Below are 16,996 nucleotides of genomic sequence, written 5' to 3'. Positions count from 1 at the left end.
GCGACGGATGGGTGCTCAGGTCAGGCGGGACAATAGAGCGCCGTCAGGACATCTCCGCGCGGATCCTCGGCGGGCGCCGTCGACTCCGGCGACTGCGTCAGCGTCACCGAGATGGCAGGCCCATCGAAGGTCTTGACCGCGAAACTGTGATACCCGGCGATGTCGCCGCCGTGGCCCCACGCGGTCACTCCGCACGGCAATGACACGCGCCCGAGGCCCAATCCGTACTCGAGGAGCCCGTCGGCGTCCGGCATGGGAACGGTCCGCATCATCTCGTCGAGCTGAGGGCGGGGCACCACCCGCCCGTCGAGCAGCGCGGTGATGAACGCCGTCGTGTCCTCGTCGGTCGATACCAGGCCGCCCGCGGTCCACGCCGCGGAGGCGTTGAAGTCGGTGACGTCGGTGCGGCTGCCGTCGACCACTTCGTAGCCGTGGGCGAACGGCACCCGCAGCCCGTTCTCGCCCGGCGCGGGGAAGTACGTGTCGAACAGCCCCAGTGGCGCGATGATTCGCGCGGTGATCTCGTCGGCCGCCGGTCTGCCCGTCAACCCCTCGATCAGCAGGCCGGCGACGATGTAGTTGGTGTTGGTGTACTTCATCGTCGCGCCGGGGGCGAACTGCGCGGGCCGAGCCAGCGCCCTGTCGAGCAGTTGATCGCCGCTCACAGGCTCATCCGGGATCTCGGTCAGGTCGTCGAAGTATTCCGGCACGCCGCTCTGGTGGCGCAACAGCTGGCGCACGGTGATGGCCGTGGCGTCGATGTTCTCGCCCCGGATGCGGCCGGGCAGGTACGTCTCGACCGGTGTGTCGAGCCCGACCCTGCCCTCGGCCACCAGCTGCAGAACCGTCGCGGCCACAAAGGTTTTCGTGATGCTACCGACACGCACGTGGGTGTTCGGTGCGAATCCGGCTTCGGTGTCGAGGTCGGAGTACCCGGCGGAGTACCGGGTGAGGTGTGGCCCATCGCGGATCACGACGATCCCGCCGGCGAGTCCTTCCTCCGCGACGGCACGCTCGAGAGTCGCGTCAACGGCGGCGGGCTGGGCATGAACCGGTGCGGCGGTCAGCACAAGGAGAAGCAGGGCCGCGATGGTTGCGATACGCACTAGGCCGAGCGTAGTTCCCAGGAATGCGCGGTGGCGACGAGCCCTTGGATCAACGCGGAGGTCGCCGGTGTGAGCCCGTCGTCGCCGGGTAGTTGGCTGCGCGGGCTGATGCCGCGCACCCGCGGTGTGAGCTCGAGTTGCGCGCCGCCTGCGCGGACGCGGTTGACGGGGTTGCCGTGGTGCAGCCCGCGCAGTTCGCGCGGGATCGCGTCGAGGTCGGTGATGACTTGGTAGCCAGGCACTTCGACGTGTTCGGCGAGGTGCTCGGCTAGTGCGCGGTTGCGCCCGCCCGCGAGCAACTGAGTGCTGCGACCGACGCGGCCGTACCCGTGCAGTGACACCGCGACCTCGACGTGCTCGAGGAACTCCGCGAGACGTTCGGACTCCTGCGCCCGGTACAGCGCCGAGGGCAGATGGTGCGGATAGTGGTCGGGGTGGCGCACCGTGTACAGCGAGGCGCCCGCGGCGTCGGCGGCGCGTTCGGCGATCACGTCGGTCATCTGCTCGAGGCCGCCGCCGTGGATGGCCAGAAAACCGAAGCGGGACCGCAAGATCCGCTCCTCGACGATGCCCGGCTGCGCCAGGAGTTCCGAAAGCGACTCTGGGGCAGGGATATCGGATCGGTCGGAGCGACCGGACCAATGCGCCGGATCCCACCGCTTGAGGAAGTCGACCCAGCGGGATGGCAGGCCGTGGTGCAGGGCGCCGTCGATGATGCGCTCGAGGTAGCCCGGTCGTGGCGGACCAGGTTCGACGCGGTGGTCGATGTACACCCACGCCTCGGCGGGCCCCTCGTTGGTGTGCACGGTGAGCCGGTCGCGGCGGTAACGCACCGGAACGCCTTCGGCGCTGTCGAGCACCGCCAGATCGCGGTCGTTGAGCTGCCACAGCACACCGTGCACTTCGGAGCCGTGGAACGGTTCGACCGTGGCGACGCCGCGCTCGTTGATCAGCCAGTCGTGGTCGGACAGCATCGCCGGCCGGGGGTGCGCCGCGTCGGGGCACCGCAACGCCATCTGGTGGACGTTGAGATTCGAGCCGTAGGCGAAGTAGGTGTGCATCAACCCGTCAGCGTCAGATAAATCAACACCACGTTCAAAAGAGTAATCAGGCCCGCGATGACCCACCCGATAGCCGTCGTCACCCGATGGTTGACGTCGGCGCCCATCAGGGCGCGGTCGCTGGTCAGCCGCACGAGCGGAATCAGCGCGAACGGTATCCCGAACGACAGCACCACCTGCGACAACACCAGCGCACGGCTGGGATCGAGGCCGATCGCCAACACCGCGAGTGCGGGCAGCAGCGTGATGAGGCGGCGCAGCACCAGCGGAATGGAGCGGTGCAGCAGGCCCTGCATGATCATCGCGCCGGCGTACGCGCCGACCGACGACGACGCCAACCCCGAGGCGAGCAGGCCGATCGCGAACAACAGCGCGATCGTCGGCCCCAGGGTCTCGCCGACCGCGGCGTGCGCACCCTCGATCGAGTCGGTGTTTTCCTGACCCCGCAGGTTCGTCGCGGCGACCAACACCATCGACAGGTTGACCGCGCCGGCGATCACCATCGCGATGCCGACGTCCCAGCGCGTGACCCGCAGCAGCATCCGCCGCATCGGCCCGGGGTCGGGATGGCCGTGGCGGTCCCGGGCCAGGCCCGAATGCAGGTACACCGCGTGCGGCATCACGGTCGCGCCCAGCATCGCCGCGGCGATCAGCACGCTCTCGGTGCCGGCGAACTTCGGCACCAACCCCGTCGCCGCCTCGTCGAGCGGTGGGGGAGCGACGAACAGGCTGGCAAGGAAGCCGACCGCGATGACGGCCAGCAGTCCGGTGATGACGCGTTCGAACGAGTTCTGGCCGTGGCGGTCCTTGACCATCAGTAACACCATCGAGACGACGCCGGTGATGATGCCGCCGGTCAGCAGCGGTAGGTCGAACAGCAGGTACAGCGCGATCGCGCCACCGACGACCTCGGCGAGATCGGTTGCCATCGCGACCAATTCGGCCTGCATCCAGTAGGTCAGCCGGGTGCGGCGGCGCATGCGGTTACCGACCGCCTCCGGCAGCGACATGCCGGTCACCAAGCCGAGCTTGGCCGAGAGGTACTGCACGATGCAGGCCATCGCGTTTGCCGCCACGATCACCCAGATCAGCAGGAAACCGAACTGGGCGCCGGCGCTGACGTTGGCGGCGACGTTGCCGGGGTCGACGTAGGCGATGGCCGCCACGAACGCCGGTCCGAGCAGCAGCCAGCTCGGGCGCGCCTTCACCTCGATGCTCTGGGCCACCCCACCCTCTTTCTATCCGGGGTTGCGAATAGAAAAGTTAGGGTAGCCGAAACCACGGCCGTCGGTGGTGGGTGGGGTTATTTGTGCCCGCCGCCGAGCCCGATGATGAGGCCGCCGCCCCACGGCCAACCCCAATAGGGGCTGGTCTGCACCGACGGTGACGTGACGATCTGTGAACTTCCGTTGGTCTGGCACTGCGTGGTGTTGGGGGCGATGTTGGTGCACTGGGGCGCGGCGCCGGCGACGGGTGCTAACGCGCCGATGACGCCGACCGCGAGAGTCGCTGTGAGATAACGAAATCGGGACTTCATGGTTGGCCTCCTCGGCCAGGGGCACTTCTGGTCAGCGGCCGCACATACGGCGAGCGCTGCGAATAACGTTGAGCGTCAATCCCGAACGGTCACGGGAAGAAGAAGCCGTCGCCCTCCCACATGCTTCCCCATGGGCCGACGTACTCCTGCTGAGCGGGCGTGGCGTCGATCGAAACGTTGCCCGGCGACGCGCATTCGGTGGTGGACCCGCCGATGGCCTGGGCACCGCCGGTGTCGACGCACTGCGGCAGGGTGGGGTTTGGGGCCGGTTCGGCGGCGGCAGGCGAGGCCGCCGCGAGTGCCGCGGCGATGCCGCCGGCAGCGATCAGCGGTGCGAGATAACGAAGGGTGGTCCGCATAGGCACGTCCTCGATTCTGATCGACCCCCGGCTTCAACGCACAGCGTACAACCCTTTTCCGGTGATCAGCGGCAAGTCGAGTGTGGTGCGGATGCCCGGCGGCGCGGCCACGACCGCGGGGATCGCGTTGACGACCCGGGCGGCTGTCGCGACGAGTCCGGCGTGGTTGTGGTCACCGTTCGGGCTGCTCAGGCAGAGGTCGATGGTGTACGACGGTTCGCCGGTGATCTCGATGCGGTACGAGCCACCCTCCTGAGCGGGCTGCGGCCAGTCCGGGTGCAGGTCATCGCGCAACCGGGTGACGTGTTCGAGCACGACGGCGACCTTGCCGTCCTTGATGCCCTGGACCTCGAAGCGCAGCGCCGCCGCGGTGCCCTTGGCGATGTGGCCCGCTGCGATGTCGAAATCCTCGGGAGCCGGTTCGCGCACATAGGTTTCGGACACCTTGTCGAGTTCGATGCCGAGCCCCGCGGCCAGCTGTCTCACCACCGATCCCCAGGCCAAGCTCAGGACGCCGGGCTGCAACAGCATCGGGATCTCGTCGAGCGGCTTGCCGAATCCCATCACGTCGAACATCACCGTGGCGCTGTCGTAGGTGTCGTAGTTGATGATCTCCATGCACCGAATCTGCTCGATGCTCTGACAGGTTCCGGCGAGCGCGAGCGGTAGCAGGTCGTTGGCGAAGCCGGGGTCGATGCCGTTGACGAAGACACTCGATCCGCCCGTCTGGGTGGCTTCCTCGATCGGCTTGACGAGTTCGTCGGGCAGCACCTCCCACGGGTACTGCAGGAAGACCGCGCTGCTGCCGACGACGTTGACGCCCGCGGCCAGAATGCGACGGTAGTCCTCGAGCGCCTCGGGCAGCCGGTTGTCGGCCATCGCGGTGTACACCACGCAGTCGGGTCGGGTCGCCAGCACCGCATCGAGGTCCCTCGTGGCTGTGATGCCGGTCGAAACCTGCAGTCCGGCAAGCTCACCGGCGTCCTTGCCGGCCTTGGTTTCCGACGACACCCAGACAGCGGTGAGCTCGTACTGCGGATCGTTGATGAGCTGGGTCAGCGCGTGCCTGCCGACGTTGCCGGTGCCGACCGCGGCCACTTTGATCGTCATGGAGGTCCTCTCACAGGTCCGGAATGGGCATGTCGAGATTGGGCACCGTCAAACCGCCGTCGACCTCCAGCGTCTTACCGGTCAGGTAGCTGCCAGCCGGCGAGGCCAGGTACACCGCGGCGGCGGCGATGTCCTGCGGATCGCCGAGTCGGCGCATCGGAGTTGCTTGCTCCATGGGCTTACGGAGGTCGTCGTTGGAGGCCACGATGTCGAGCGCCGACGTGAGGATCGACCCCGGCGCGATCGCGTTGACCCGGATCCGCGGGCACAGGTCGAGCGCGGCCAGGCGGGTGTAGTGAGCGAGTGCGGCCTTGGCCGTTCCGTAGGCCGCAAAACCCCGGCCGGCAAGCCGGCCCATCGTGGAGGTGATGTTGATGATGCTGCCGCCGCCGGAGTGCTCGAGCATCAGCGGAACCGCCGCGGTGGTGAGCGCGTGCGCGGTGGTCACGTTGAAGGTGAACGCGTCGCGCAGGTCCTTGGTCGAGGTGTTCAGTAGCGCGTTGGGCATGGTGCCACCGACGTTGTTGACGACGACGTCTAGTTTTCCGAACGCCTCGATCGCGGCACCGGCCAACGTGGCGGTGTCGGCGGGGTGGGCCAGGTCGGCGACCACGACGTGCGCCCTGCGGCCCACGCCCTTGATCTGCTCGGCGACTTCCTCGAGTTGCGACTGTGTGCGTGACGCGATCACCACGTCTGCACCGGCTTCGGCGAATGCCAGCGCCATCGCGGCGCCCAGGCCGCGACCGGCGCCCGTGACCACCGCGACCTGATCGTCGAGCCGGAATCTGTCAAGAATCACGTTTCCGAATCCTTCCCTCGCCGGGCGAACCGTAACAGGACACGACGATGCGCGTGAGGGCTTTCTGAAACACGTTCTAATTGCCGCGAGACGTACACCAGGGTCGTGCTTGGACCGGATAGCACGGCCCTGGTGTACGTCTCGCGAACCAGTAGTTCTACGACGCCCCGAGTCCTGGCGGGCGGCTACTTCTTCGCGGCGGACTTCTTCGCCGTCGACTTCTTGGCCGTCGACTTCTTCGCGGCCTTCTTGGCGGGCGTCTTCTTCGCCGCGGTCTTCTTGGCGGCACTCTTCTTCGCGGGCGCCTTCTTGGCCGGCTTGTCGTCGTCGGAACCCTTTGACCCGCTGCGGCCTTCGCGTCGCGCCTTCACGCTGGCTTCGAGTTTGGCCAGCAGATCGGAGACATCCTCGGTCTCGTCGAGTTCCTGCGGCTGCTCCTCGGTGGTGAATGCTTCGCCGCCTTCGAGTTTGGCCTGGATCAGCTCACGCAGGTGTTCCTGGTACTCGTCGTGGTAGCGGTCGGGGTTGAAGTCGTCGGTCATCGAGTCGACGACCTGGGTGGCCATCTTCAGCTCGGCCGGTTTGATGTCGACTTCCTTGTCCAGCACCGGGAAGTCGGGATCGCGGATCTCGTCGGGCCACAACAGCGTCTGGATCACCATGACGTCGCGCTTACTGAAGTCCTGAACCCGAAGCGCCGCGAGCCGCGTCTTGTTGCGCAACGCGAAGTGCACGATCGCGACCCGGTCGGTCTCCTTGAGCGTCTTGGTCAACAGCACATACGACTTCGACGACTTGCCCTCGGGCTCGAGGAAGTAGCTGCGGTCATACATCATCGGATCGATGTCGGAGGCGGGAACGAATTCCAGCACCTCGATCTCGCGGCTGCGTTCCTCGGGCAGCGTGGCGATGTCCTCGTCGGTGATGATCACCGTCTGGCCGTCGTCGGATTCGTACGCCCGGGCGATGTCGCGATACTCGACTTCTTCACCGTCGATCTCGCAGACACGTTTGTATCGGATGCGCCCGTTGTCCTTCGCGTGCACCTGGTGGAACTTCACGTCGTGGTCCTGCTGCGCGCTGTAGACCTTGACCGGCACGTTCACTAGGCCGAACGCGATCGAACCCTTCCATATGGAACGCATCAACCCAGTATGGCTGATTCCAGCGCCGCATCGCGGCTACCGCGATCGGGCAGGTCGGCGCCAGCGCGGGCGACCGTCAGCGCCGACGACATCGCGGCCGTGCGCAGGACACGCGTCAGGTCGGCCGCACTGATTCGCGCCAGGTCACGCCGCCGCTGAGCGCCCAGCAGCCCCAACGTCCACAGCGCGTCGATCAGACCGCTCATGTACGCATCGCCGGCGCCCACGGTGTCGACGACGTCGACCTCGAACGCCGGCACTCGCACCAGGCCCTGCGCGCACAGCGCGAACGACCCCTGCCCGCCCATCGTCACCGCGACGATCGACGCGCCCAGCGACAACCACGTCTCCGCGATCTGCTCGGGGGCGCGGCCCGGGTCGAGCCACCGCAAGTCCTCGTCGCTCGCCTTCACCACGTCGCAGCGCTCGATGAGCCGGTCGATGCGGGTGTGCGCGGCATCGGCGTCCTCGATCAGCGCGGGCCGCACATTCGGATCGAACGTCACGGTGGCCGACGGGTGATACGTGTCGACCAGTGCGGCGGTGGCACGGCAGCCGGGCTCGAGCACCGCCGCGATCGAACCGGTGTGCACCACCAGTGGGGGACCCACCTCGGGCGTTCCGGTCAGTTGCCATTCGATGTCGAACTCGTACTGCGCCGAACCCTGCTCGTCGAGCGTGGCCAACGCGGTCGGCGTCCTCGCCGCGGCCGTACTTCCCGAGACGAGTTGCACCCCGGATGCTTCGGCATGGTCGACGATGCGCCGTCCGCGTTCGTCGTCGCCGATGTGTGTCAGGAAGTCGACGCCGCGGCCCAGCCGACCCAGCCCGACCGCCACGTTGAGTGGACTGCCGCCGACGTGTTCACCGGTGACCTCGCCGCCACGCTCGACGATGTCGATCAACGCCTCGCCGATCACCAGCGCACGGTCCGCGCTCATGGTTCGTTCCCGTGCATCAACGCTTCCAGCGTTGCCCGCGCGCCGTCGCGGTGCAGCGAGTTCAGCGCCCAGACGTATGCGTCGACAAATCGCTGGTCGGAGGCGAGATCGCCGAAGAGGTCGGTGCTTTCGATGAATGCGGTCGGGTTGTCGCGCTGAGTCCTGGCCAGCGGCACCAGGACGTCGGCGAGTTGGTCCTGCACGTCGATCGGTTGCCCCTGCTCGTCGACCCCTTCGGCGTAGCGCGCCCAGCTGGCGACCGTCGCGGCCGACAACCGGATCGGCGCGCCCGTTCGGAGGTTCTCGCGGACGACGGGCAGCAGCCACTTCGGAATACGGTCCGATGAGCCGTAACACAGCCGGGCGATGGTGTCCTTGACGCCCGGGTTGGCGAACCGCTCGATCAGCGTGCGCTTGTAGTCGGGCAGATCGATGCCGGGCACGGGTTTGAGCGTCGGTGTGGCCTCGTCGTCCATGTACGCCAACAAAAAGTCGGCGAACAGCGGGTCGCCTGCGGCGTCGTGCACCAACCGGTAACCGGCGAGATACCCGAAGTAGCAGAGGCTTTGGTGGCCGGCATTGAGCAGACGCAGCTTCATCAGCTCGTACGGGGTGACGTCGTCGACCATCAGCACGTCCACGTCTTCCAACGGTGGTCGCCCGTTCGCGAAGTCGTCCTCGAGCACCCACGCCGTGAAGGGTTCGGCCACCACTGGCCATTGGTCATCGATACCGAATTCGGTTGCCACGACGTCGATCACGTCGGGTGTGGTGACCGGTGTGATGCGGTCCACCATCGAGTTGGGGAACGTGGTTTGCGCGCCGATCCACTCGCCGAGGCCGGGATGCACCCGCTCGGCGTAGGTGGTGAACGCATGGCGGGCGACGTCGCCGTTGCCCTCGATGTTGTCGCACGACACGATCGTCGGGGAGGTGATGCCGCGGTCGCGCCTGCGCGCCAGCGCCTCGGCCACCAGACCGAAGACGTTCACGCCCTCACCGAGGTTGTCGATGTTGTAACCACCCTCGGTGATGGTCAGCGAGACGATCCGCGTGCTCGGCGCGGCCAACAGTTCGATCACCGACTCCGGGTCGTCGGGCGCGTAGCGATAGTCGACGATCGAACCGATCACCCGCGCCTCGCGGGTACCGTCGGGCTTCTCCAGCAGCAGGGTGTACAGGCCGTCCTGGGCGGCCATCACGTCGGCCATCCTGCGGTCGGCAGGCATCACGCCGACGCCGGCGATGCCCCACTCCTTGGCCAGCCCCTTCTCCAGGAGTCGGTCGACGTACATCGCTTGATGCGCCCGGTGAAAGCCGCCGACTCCGAAATGCACTATGCCGACCGATATCTGGGATCGATCGTAGGTCGGCTTGTCGGTGGAAAGCTCTGCGAGCGTGGAGTTGTCGAGTTTCATGACACCGACACCACCGACTTCACGCTACCCGGTGTGCGGTCGGAGTCGAGGGCTTCGGCGGTGCGCTCCAAGGGGAAGCGGGCGGTCACCATCGCGTCGAGATCGACCTGGCCGGACTCGACGAGCGCAATCGCCGTCGGCCAGGTGTTGGCGTAGCGGAAGACGCCCGTCAACACCAGCTCACGGTTCTGGATAACCTGCGTCGGCAGCTCCATCGACTCCGCACCCGAGCCGACCAACACCACCCGGCCGGCGGGTCGCACCGCGCGAATGCCGTCGGCCACGGCCGTCGGCGCGCCCGAGGCGTCGATGTATCCGTCCACCCCGAAATCGCCTATCGGCTGGGTCGTCGGGTCCAGAACCTCCGTGGCCCCGAACGAGATCGCCCGTTGCCGACGGGCCTCGTCGAGATCGCTGACGATGATGTCCGTTGCACCATAGGCCCGCGCGAGTTGGGTCACCACGATGCCGATCGGGCCTGCCCCGGTGACCAACACCCGCGACCGTCCGTCGACACCGGCCTTGCGGACGGCGGCGATGCCGACGGAGAGCGGCTCGCACAACGCGGCAGCCTCATCGGAGATCGAGTCCGGCACGCGGTGGGCGAACTCCGCGCCGATCGTCACGTACTCACACAGCGCCCCGTCGACGGGCGGGGTCGCGAAGAATTGCATGTGCGGGCACAGGTTGTAGCGCCCGCGGCGGGTTTCGTCGCTGTGGGGGTCGGGGCGCTGCGGTTCGATCGACACCCGTTCGCCGATGCGCGACGGGTCGACGTTGTCGCCGACGTCGACGATCGTGCCCGCGGCCTCGTGGCCGAGGATCAACGGCGCCTCGACGACGAACCCGCCCACTCGCCCGTGCCGGTAGTAATGCGTGTCCGATCCGCAGACGCCCACCGATGAGACCCGTATAAGCACGTCACCGGGCTCGGGGCGGGGCACCGGCCGTTCCTGCATTTCGATCCGCCCGGGTTCGACGAGCACAGCCGCCCGCATCCGGCTGTCCGGGGAGAGTGTTGTGTGCGTCACATCCCCATGTTAACGTGATGAGCATCTAATCGCACCCCTGAGCAAATGCTCAAAGTCCGAGGAGGGCAGGGCGGTGACCGCATCAACGTCGACCGGTGACCTCGCCGGGGCTGCGGTGCCCACGCAGGACGTCCGCCTGGCCCTGCGGGCGGCGACGATGTACTACCTCGACGGTTTGACCCAGGCCGAGATCGCCACCCGCTTGGGCGTCTCGCGCCCGACGGCGGGTCGATTGATCGCCCGCGCAAAGGCCCGGGGTCTGGTCCGCATCGAGATCGCCGTGCCCGCCGGGCTGAGTGAGGACCTGCACGCCGAGGAGGAGCGCGAACTCGAGCGGCGCTACGGGCTGACGGAGGTGGTGGTCGCCGGCCACGGGGTCGACATCGGCGCACCCGGACGGCCCGTCGCATTCGCCAGCGTGGGCCGCGCCGCGGCAGCGCTGTTGATGCGGCGGCTCACACCCGACGATGTCCTCGGGTTCACCTGGGGACCTGAGCAGGTCGCGGTGGCCAACGCGCTGGTTCCCGGGGTGGCGAGCTGCCGCGCGGTGGTGCAGCTCGACGGCGCCATGTCGACCGCGGCGTATCAGACCGGTACCGAGTTCATCCTGAGCCGCTGCGGGGAAACGTTGCGCGCGAGCACGTTACGACTGCCCGCACCCCTGTATGCCGACCCGTCGACGGTGGCGTCGATGCGCAGCGATTCGGTGATCTCCCGCACGTTGGAGGCGGGAAGGCACGCGGACATGATGCTCTTCGGTGTCGGCGCCGTATCGACGTCGACCACGCTGTTCGAGGGCAGCTTCCTCGATACCCGCATGCTCGACGAGTTGGAGTCGCTCGGCGCGGTGGGCGAGATCGGCGGCCGGTTCTTCGACGCGGCCGGCGTCCCCGTCGACACCGAACTCCAGCAGCGCGCGGTGTCGGTGCCGCTCGAGGACATCCGCAACTGCGAGAAGACGCTGCTGATCTCCAGCGGCGCCGCGAAGTACGACGCCACTCTGGCGGTCCTGCGGGGCAGGTTGGCCCGGCTGTTGGTGTGTGACATCGATTGTGCGCGTTGGTTGTTGGCGCAGTGAGGAGACGACGCAGGTGAGACCGACAATGATGAAGCGGTTCGCGGCGGTGGCCGCGGCGTCCGGGGTCGTGCTGGCCTCCGGGTGTTCGGGAGCGGGCAGCCTGGGCGCCTCGGACAACCAGGTCACCATCGCCATGGTGTCGAACTCGCAGATGACCGATGCCAGGGATCTGTCGTCGGAGTTCGAGGCGGCCAATCCCGGCACGAAGCTGAAGTTCGTCACGCTCTCGGAGAACCAGGCCCGCGCCAAGATCACCATGTCAACCGCGATGGGGGGAAGCGAGTTCGACGTCGTGATGATCAGCAACTTCGAGACCCCGCAGTGGGCGAAGGACGGGTGGCTGCAGAACCTCTCCGAATACGCCTCGCAGACACCGGGGTACGACGAGGACGACTTCATCTCGTCGCTGCGCGAGTCGCTGTCCTACGACGGCGAGATGTACGCCGTCCCGTTCTACGGCGAGTCGTCGTTCCTGATGTACCGCAAGGACCTGTTCGAACAGGCCGGCATCCAGGTCGACCAGTCACCGGACTACCAGCCGACCTGGCAGCAGGTCGCGCAGTGGGCCGACACCCTGAAGTCCGGTGACCGCGCGGGAATCTGCCTTCGTGGAAAGCCGGGATGGGGTGAGGTGCTCGCGCCGCTGAACACCGTGATCAACACGTTCGGCGGGCGCTGGTTCGACGAGCAGTGGAACGCACAGTTGAACAGCCCCGAGGTGCGCAAGGCGGTCAACTTCTACGTCGACCTGGTCAAGCGATCCGGAGAACTGGGCGCCGCCTCCACCGGTTTCCAGGAGTGCGCAAACCTGTTCGGCCAGGGCCAGACCGCCATGTGGTACGACGCCACGTCGGCGGTGTCGGTCCTCGAAGATCCGCAGGAGTACCCGGAGCTCGTCGGCAAGATCGGATACCTGCCCGCCCCGATCGCCGAGAAACCCGACTCGGGCTGGCTCTACACCTGGGCGTTGGGCATCCCGAAATCGGCCAAGAATCCCGACGGCGCGTGGAAGTTCATCGCGTGGATGACGAGCAAGGACTACATGAAGCTGGTGGGGGAGAAGCTCGGCTGGGCGAGGGTCCCACCGGGCAGCCGGACATCCACCTACACCGAACTGCCGGAGTACGAGGAGATCTCGCGGTCCTACGGACCGTTGACGCTGCGTTCGATCCAGAACGCCAACCCGAACAAGCCCACCGTGCAACCGGTTCCGTACACCGGAATCCAGTTCGTCGCGATACCTGAGTTCCAGGATCTGGGCACCAGGGTCAGCCAACAGATCAGCGCCGCGATCGCCGGCCAGAAGACGGTCAACGAGGCGCTCGACCAAGCGCAGCAGTACGCCGAGGTCGTCGGCAAGACATATCAGGAGAAGTGATGACCGTAACTGCCGATACCACGGCCGACGCCAGCGAAACCTCGGTGGCAGAACGGGTTCGCAGAATCCGGGAGGCGAAGGAAACCGGGGTGAGCCGCGCCGAAGCCTGGCGCAGGCGGGGGCCGCTGTTGCCGGCGCTGATCTTCATGATCGTCGTCACGCAGGTTCCGTTCCTGTTCACCCTCTACTACTCGACACTGTCGTGGAACCTGGTCCGTCCCGGATCCCGTGAGTTCATCGGGTTGCAGAACTACGTCACGGTGGCCAAGGACAGTCAGTTCTGGACCGTCGCGCTCAACACCGTGGTGCTGATCGTCGGGGTGGTGCTGATCTCCGCGTTCTTCGGTCTGCTCTTGGCCTTGCTGCTCGACCGGGCGTTCCTGGGCCGCGGGATCGTGCGGACGTTGCTGATCACGCCGTTCCTCGTCACACCCGTTGCGGCCGCGCTGATTTGGAAGACGACGATCCTCGACCCGAACAACGGCATCCTGAACTGGCTGCTGTCGCTGGTCGGGATCGACCGGATGGACTGGATCGGGCAGTTTCCGCTGGCGATGGTGATGGTGATGCTCATCTGGCAGTGGACGCCGTTCATGATGCTGCTGATTCTCGCCGGTCTACAGTCGATGCCGCGCGACATCCTGGAGGCCGGCCGAGTCGACGGTGCGAACGCCTTCCAACTCTTCCGGGAGTTGACGCTCCCGCACCTTCGGCGATTCATCGAGTTGGGAGTCGTGCTCGGGGCGATATTCCTGGTCAACACGTTCGATGCGATCTACATGATGACGCAGGGCGGACCGGGCATCGCGAGCGCGAACCTGCCGTTCTACATCTATCAGCGCGCGTTCCTCGGCTTCGACATCGGCCAGGCAGCGGCCATGGGAGTGGTGGTGGTCGTCTTCACGATCATCATCGCCAGCTTCGCGCTGCGCTTGATCTTCAAGTCGTTCACCGGGAAGGAAGAGGCGGCCTGACATGACTACCACGGTCGAGAAAACCGCAGCCACACCGCAACCCGTGGCGAAGAAAAAGGAGAAGTCCCGCACGTTCAGCCCGTGGGGGTTGGTGGCGTGGCTGGTCGGGATCGGATTCTTCTTTCCGGTCTTCTGGATGGTGTTGACGTCGTTCAAGCAGGAGGCCGACGCCGCCACCAGCCCGCCGAAGCTGTTGTTCTCCCCGACGTTGGACCAGTATTCCGCCGTCTTCGACCAGGGCATCGGGCCCGCGATGCTGAATTCGCTGTTCGCAACGGGGATTTCAACGCTGCTCGTGCTCGTGCTTGGGGTCCCGGCCGCATTCGCGTTGTCGCTGCGGCCGGTCCGCAAGACCCAGGATGCGCTGTTCTTCTTCATGAGCACCAAGATGCTGCCCGTCGTCGCGGTGATCCTGCCGCTGTACGTGATCGTGTCCAATATCGGGCTGCTGGACAACATCTGGGCGTTGATCGTGCTCTACACGGCGATGAACCTGCCGATCGCGGTGTGGATGATGCGGTCGTTCTTCCTCGAGGTACCCGGCGAACTGTTGGAGGCAGCCAGCCTGGACGGCGCCAGCCTATGGCGGTCCGTGCGCGAGGTGATCCTGCCCCTGGTGTCGCCGGGTATCGCTGCGACGGCGTTGATCTGCGTGATCTTCGCCTGGAACGAGTTCTTCTTCGCGGTGAACCTGACGGCGGTGAACGCCCAGACCATGCCCGTGTACCTCGTCGGCTTCATCGCCGGTGAGGGCCAGTACTGGGCCGTGTTGTCGGCGGCCGCGACCATGGCCGCGCTGCCGGTGATCCTGTGCGGGTGGATCGCCCAGAACAAGCTGGTGCGCGGACTGTCGTTCGGCGCGATCAAGTAAGCCCTCAGACCCGATCACGAGAGACGGAGATACCAATGGCAACAATCACTTACCGCAACGCCTCCTGCGTCTACGAAGGCTCGGACAAGCTGGCGGTCGATTCACTCGACCTCGACATCTCCGACGGCGAATTCGTCGTGCTGGTCGGGCCGTCCGGGTCGGGCAAGAGCACCGCCCTGCGCATGCTGGCCGGCCTGGAGGACATCGACGAGGGCACGATCGAGATCGGCGGCAGGGACATGACCGGGGTGCCGTCCAAGGACCGCGACATCGCGATGGTGTTCCAGAACTACGCGCTGTACCCGAACAAGACCGTCGCCGAGAACATGGGTTTCGCGCTGAAACTGCGGGGGGTCTCGCGCGACGAGCGGCGCAAGAAGGTCGAAGAGGCGGCCAAGATCCTGGACCTCACGGAGTTCCTCGACCGCAAGCCCGCCAAGCTGTCCGGTGGGCAGCGGCAGCGCGTGGCGATGGGCCGCGCCATCGTGCGCGAGCCGCAGGTGTTCTGCATGGACGAGCCGCTGTCGAACCTCGACGCGAAGCTGCGCGTGCAGACCCGCACCCAGATCGCCGCGCTGCAGCGACGGCTCGGCACCACGACGGTCTACGTCACCCACGACCAGATCGAGGCGATGACGATGGGGGACAGGGTCGCGGTCCTGCGGTTCGGCAAACTGCAGCAGTTCGCCGCCCCGAACGAACTCTACGACAGGCCGGCCAACGCGTTCGTCGCCGGTTTCATCGGCTCACCCGCCATGAATCTGGTGACGCTGCCGATCGCGGCCGACGGTGTCCGCATCGGCGACACGACGCTTCCGCTCGAACGCGAGCGACTTTCGAAGTTGAGCGACGCGGGCCTCTCGGAGGTCACGCTCGGCATCCGGCCCGAACAACTGGAGCTCACCGACACCGGCGGGGTGGAGGTCGTCGTCGACCTGGTCGAGGACCTCGGCAGCGAGGCCTACCTCTACACGCACGCGGGTTCGGGAGTCGAGCTGGTCGCACGCTGCAATCCGCGCACGGCGCCCAAACTCGCCGAGACGGTGCGGCTGCGCAGACATCCGGAAGGGTCCGTGCACCTGTTCCACCCGGAGACCGGCGAACGCATCGACTGATTTCGCCTTTCAGCGCCGCCGAATTCTGCACCAGGGTTGCGATTTTCGCCTCACCGCGACCCTCTTGCAGATTTCGGCGGGGTCCAACCGCGGCGGGTGAACGCGTCGAAGACGCGATGCAAGATGTATCGCCGGCTGTGTTCCTTGAGCACATGGATGTCGATCCAGCCTTGGCGATCGACGAACACGGCACGACCCACGTCGTACACGTATTGCCGTCGGTTCTCGCTGTGGTGAACTCCGTCGTAGTCCAGACCGACCATCGGCTCGTCGTACCCCATGTCGAGAAACGCCTCCTGGTACCCGTCGCTGAGCCTGATCTGCGTCCGCGGGGTGGGCAATCCGGCGTCGATGAGCAACAGACGAAGGCGGGTCTCCTCGGGCGATTGCGCGCCTGCGTCCATCAAGCAGAGCGCCGTCCGGGCACGACGAACTCCGCGTGCGCCCCGATATCGATCGCTCAGCGCCAAGGCATCATCGGCGGACACCCCCGTGGCGGCGGCCAGGGCGTCCAGATGCGCGACGGCCTTGTCGCGCGGAAGGTGGCGAGCCAGATCCCACGCTGTCCGAGCGGGGGTCGTCACGGGAATCTCCCCGAAGTAGGTGATCTCGTCGGGTGCCAAGCGTTCTTCGCGGACGATGACGCCTTCGCGCGGGCGGGTGTGAGCGGTGATCACCTCGATCGGGGTCGACGCATCCACCCACTTTGCGCCGTGGAACGCTGCCGCGGCCCGCCCCGCGATCACGCCTCTGCGACCGGTCCCCAACCATGCCGCAACGGCATTGGAGTGGATATTGCGTTCAGCGTCGTTTGGGCGGTAGACCCGCGGCAGGACGGCGGAGTGGTTCCAGCGCAGTTGCCCTCGCGTGAGTCGGCCATCGCTGATCGCCTCGCTGCCCAGAAACGGTTGCCACATGACCGGATCGTGGACGGGACGGCCGACAGAACGCGTACCCCGTCGTCCATTTCTGCGGCAGGGCTGTGGATAACGCGGCGGTTTCAAGGGATGGATGCAACACCCTTCTGATTGAGGAGTGTTGTGATGTCTCGAGCGTTATTTCAGTCGAAG

At 66.5% G+C, this 16,996-nt stretch carries 17 protein-coding genes; 5 read left to right on the top strand and 12 right to left on the bottom strand.

Annotation, left to right across the window (positions count from 1 at the left end; all coding sequences use genetic code 11):
* Nucleotides 1–20 precede the first annotated feature (20 nt).
* From A5790_RS01405 to A5790_RS01355, 11 genes are all read right to left on the bottom strand, one after another.
* Nucleotides 21–1,106: a serine hydrolase gene (locus A5790_RS01405; RefSeq protein WP_231987569.1), complete on the bottom strand. Its 1,086-nt coding sequence runs from the start codon at nt 1,104–1,106 to the stop codon at nt 21–23.
* On the bottom strand, nt 1,106–2,167 hold the full coding sequence (locus A5790_RS01400; protein ID WP_066840856.1) for a poly-gamma-glutamate hydrolase family protein: 1,062 nt from the start codon (nt 2,165–2,167) through the stop codon (nt 1,106–1,108). Before A5790_RS01400 ends, A5790_RS01405 begins: the two co-directional genes overlap by 1 nt.
* Complete coding sequence (locus A5790_RS01395; protein ID WP_066840854.1) at nt 2,167–3,393, bottom strand: Nramp family divalent metal transporter; 1,227 nt, start codon at nt 3,391–3,393, stop codon at nt 2,167–2,169. The genes A5790_RS01400 and A5790_RS01395 overlap by 1 nt, the downstream gene beginning before the upstream one ends.
* A gap of 77 nt (nt 3,394–3,470) precedes the next feature.
* On the bottom strand, nt 3,471–3,704 hold the full coding sequence (locus tag A5790_RS01390; protein ID WP_066840852.1) for a hypothetical protein: 234 nt from the start codon (nt 3,702–3,704) through the stop codon (nt 3,471–3,473).
* Nucleotides 3,705–3,793: 89 nt separating this feature from the next.
* Complete coding sequence (locus tag A5790_RS01385) at nt 3,794–4,063, bottom strand: hypothetical protein (RefSeq protein WP_064426413.1); 270 nt, start codon at nt 4,061–4,063, stop codon at nt 3,794–3,796.
* Between the two features lie 33 nt (nt 4,064–4,096).
* Entirely contained in the window at nt 4,097–5,173 is a 1,077-nt protein-coding gene (locus tag A5790_RS01380; RefSeq protein WP_066840850.1) for a diacylglycerol kinase, read from the bottom strand.
* A gap of 10 nt (nt 5,174–5,183) precedes the next feature.
* Nucleotides 5,184–5,975, bottom strand: a complete 792-nt coding sequence (locus A5790_RS01375; RefSeq protein ID WP_066840848.1) for an SDR family oxidoreductase — start codon at nt 5,973–5,975, stop codon at nt 5,184–5,186.
* 185 nt (nt 5,976–6,160) lie between these two features.
* Nucleotides 6,161–7,120 (bottom strand): Ku protein, encoded by a 960-nt coding sequence (locus tag A5790_RS01370; protein WP_066840847.1) that lies wholly within the window; start codon nt 7,118–7,120, stop codon nt 6,161–6,163.
* Nucleotides 7,120–8,061 (bottom strand): carbohydrate kinase, encoded by a 942-nt coding sequence (locus A5790_RS01365; protein ID WP_066840845.1) that lies wholly within the window; start codon nt 8,059–8,061, stop codon nt 7,120–7,122. The genes A5790_RS01370 and A5790_RS01365 overlap by 1 nt, the downstream gene beginning before the upstream one ends.
* Complete coding sequence (locus A5790_RS01360; protein ID WP_066840843.1) at nt 8,058–9,479, bottom strand: mannitol dehydrogenase family protein; 1,422 nt, start codon at nt 9,477–9,479, stop codon at nt 8,058–8,060. The genes A5790_RS01365 and A5790_RS01360 overlap by 4 nt, the downstream gene beginning before the upstream one ends.
* Nucleotides 9,476–10,477 (bottom strand): NAD(P)-dependent alcohol dehydrogenase, encoded by a 1,002-nt coding sequence (locus A5790_RS01355; RefSeq protein ID WP_066840841.1) that lies wholly within the window; start codon nt 10,475–10,477, stop codon nt 9,476–9,478. Before A5790_RS01355 ends, A5790_RS01360 begins: the two co-directional genes overlap by 4 nt.
* 106 nt (nt 10,478–10,583) lie before the next feature.
* Here A5790_RS01355 and A5790_RS01350 point away from each other — a divergent pair, with 106 nt between their 5' ends.
* The 5 genes from A5790_RS01350 to A5790_RS01330 are packed head-to-tail and all read left to right on the top strand — an operon-like array spanning nt 10,584 to nt 15,926.
* Nucleotides 10,584–11,588 (top strand): sugar-binding transcriptional regulator, encoded by a 1,005-nt coding sequence (locus A5790_RS01350; RefSeq protein ID WP_066840839.1) that lies wholly within the window; start codon nt 10,584–10,586, stop codon nt 11,586–11,588.
* Nucleotides 11,589–11,613: 25 nt separating this feature from the next.
* Entirely contained in the window at nt 11,614–12,966 is a 1,353-nt protein-coding gene (locus A5790_RS01345) for a sugar ABC transporter substrate-binding protein (protein ID WP_082961527.1), read from the top strand.
* A complete protein-coding gene (locus A5790_RS01340) occupies nt 12,966–13,940 on the top strand; it encodes a carbohydrate ABC transporter permease (protein WP_066840837.1) in 975 nt (324 codons plus the stop codon). The genes A5790_RS01345 and A5790_RS01340 overlap by 1 nt, the downstream gene beginning before the upstream one ends.
* Before the next feature lies 1 nt (nt 13,941).
* On the top strand, nt 13,942–14,811 hold the full coding sequence (locus A5790_RS01335; protein WP_066840835.1) for a carbohydrate ABC transporter permease: 870 nt from the start codon (nt 13,942–13,944) through the stop codon (nt 14,809–14,811).
* Nucleotides 14,812–14,846: 35 nt separating this feature from the next.
* A complete protein-coding gene (locus A5790_RS01330; RefSeq protein ID WP_066840833.1) occupies nt 14,847–15,926 on the top strand; it encodes an ABC transporter ATP-binding protein in 1,080 nt (359 codons plus the stop codon).
* 50 nt (nt 15,927–15,976) lie between these two features.
* Here the strand turns inward: A5790_RS01330 and A5790_RS01325 are convergent, their stop codons facing one another.
* On the bottom strand, nt 15,977–16,843 hold the full coding sequence (locus A5790_RS01325; protein ID WP_066840831.1) for a type IV toxin-antitoxin system AbiEi family antitoxin: 867 nt from the start codon (nt 16,841–16,843) through the stop codon (nt 15,977–15,979).
* Between the last annotated feature and the right edge of the window lie 153 nt (nt 16,844–16,996).

This window comes from Mycobacterium sp. 852002-51152_SCH6134967, assembly GCF_001667105.1.
In the GTDB taxonomy this organism is placed as follows: Bacteria; Actinomycetota; Actinomycetes; order Mycobacteriales; family Mycobacteriaceae; genus Mycobacterium; species Mycobacterium neumannii_A.
The sequence above is the reverse complement of the archived record's forward strand: the minus strand, read 5'-3'. Positions and strand labels throughout refer to the sequence as shown.

What these genes read in the sequence shown, in the direction of transcription:
- A5790_RS01400 (WP_066840856.1), bottom strand. Translation starts at nt 2,167, where the DNA reads ATGCACACCTACTTCGCCTACGGCTCGAATCTCAACGTCCACCAGATG.
- A5790_RS01390 (WP_066840852.1), bottom strand. Translation starts at nt 3,704, where the DNA reads ATGAAGTCCCGATTTCGTTATCTCACAGCGACTCTCGCGGTCGGCGTC.
- A5790_RS01385 (WP_064426413.1), bottom strand. Translation starts at nt 4,063, where the DNA reads ATGCGGACCACCCTTCGTTATCTCGCACCGCTGATCGCTGCCGGCGGC.
- A5790_RS01380 (WP_066840850.1), bottom strand. Translation starts at nt 5,173, where the DNA reads ATGACGATCAAAGTGGCCGCGGTCGGCACCGGCAACGTCGGCAGGCAC.
- A5790_RS01370 (WP_066840847.1), bottom strand. Translation starts at nt 7,120, where the DNA reads ATGCGTTCCATATGGAAGGGTTCGATCGCGTTCGGCCTAGTGAACGTG.
- A5790_RS01365 (WP_066840845.1), bottom strand. Translation starts at nt 8,061, where the DNA reads ATGAGCGCGGACCGTGCGCTGGTGATCGGCGAGGCGTTGATCGACATC.
- A5790_RS01360 (WP_066840843.1), bottom strand. Translation starts at nt 9,479, where the DNA reads ATGAAACTCGACAACTCCACGCTCGCAGAGCTTTCCACCGACAAGCCG.
- A5790_RS01355 (WP_066840841.1), bottom strand. Translation starts at nt 10,477, where the DNA reads ATGCGGGCGGCTGTGCTCGTCGAACCCGGGCGGATCGAAATGCAGGAA.
- A5790_RS01345 (WP_082961527.1), top strand. Translation starts at nt 11,614, where the DNA reads ATGATGAAGCGGTTCGCGGCGGTGGCCGCGGCGTCCGGGGTCGTGCTG.
- A5790_RS01340 (WP_066840837.1), top strand. Translation starts at nt 12,966, where the DNA reads ATGACCGTAACTGCCGATACCACGGCCGACGCCAGCGAAACCTCGGTG.
- A5790_RS01335 (WP_066840835.1), top strand. Translation starts at nt 13,942, where the DNA reads ATGACTACCACGGTCGAGAAAACCGCAGCCACACCGCAACCCGTGGCG.
- A5790_RS01330 (WP_066840833.1), top strand. Translation starts at nt 14,847, where the DNA reads ATGGCAACAATCACTTACCGCAACGCCTCCTGCGTCTACGAAGGCTCG.
- A5790_RS01325 (WP_066840831.1), bottom strand. Translation starts at nt 16,843, where the DNA reads ATGTGGCAACCGTTTCTGGGCAGCGAGGCGATCAGCGATGGCCGACTC.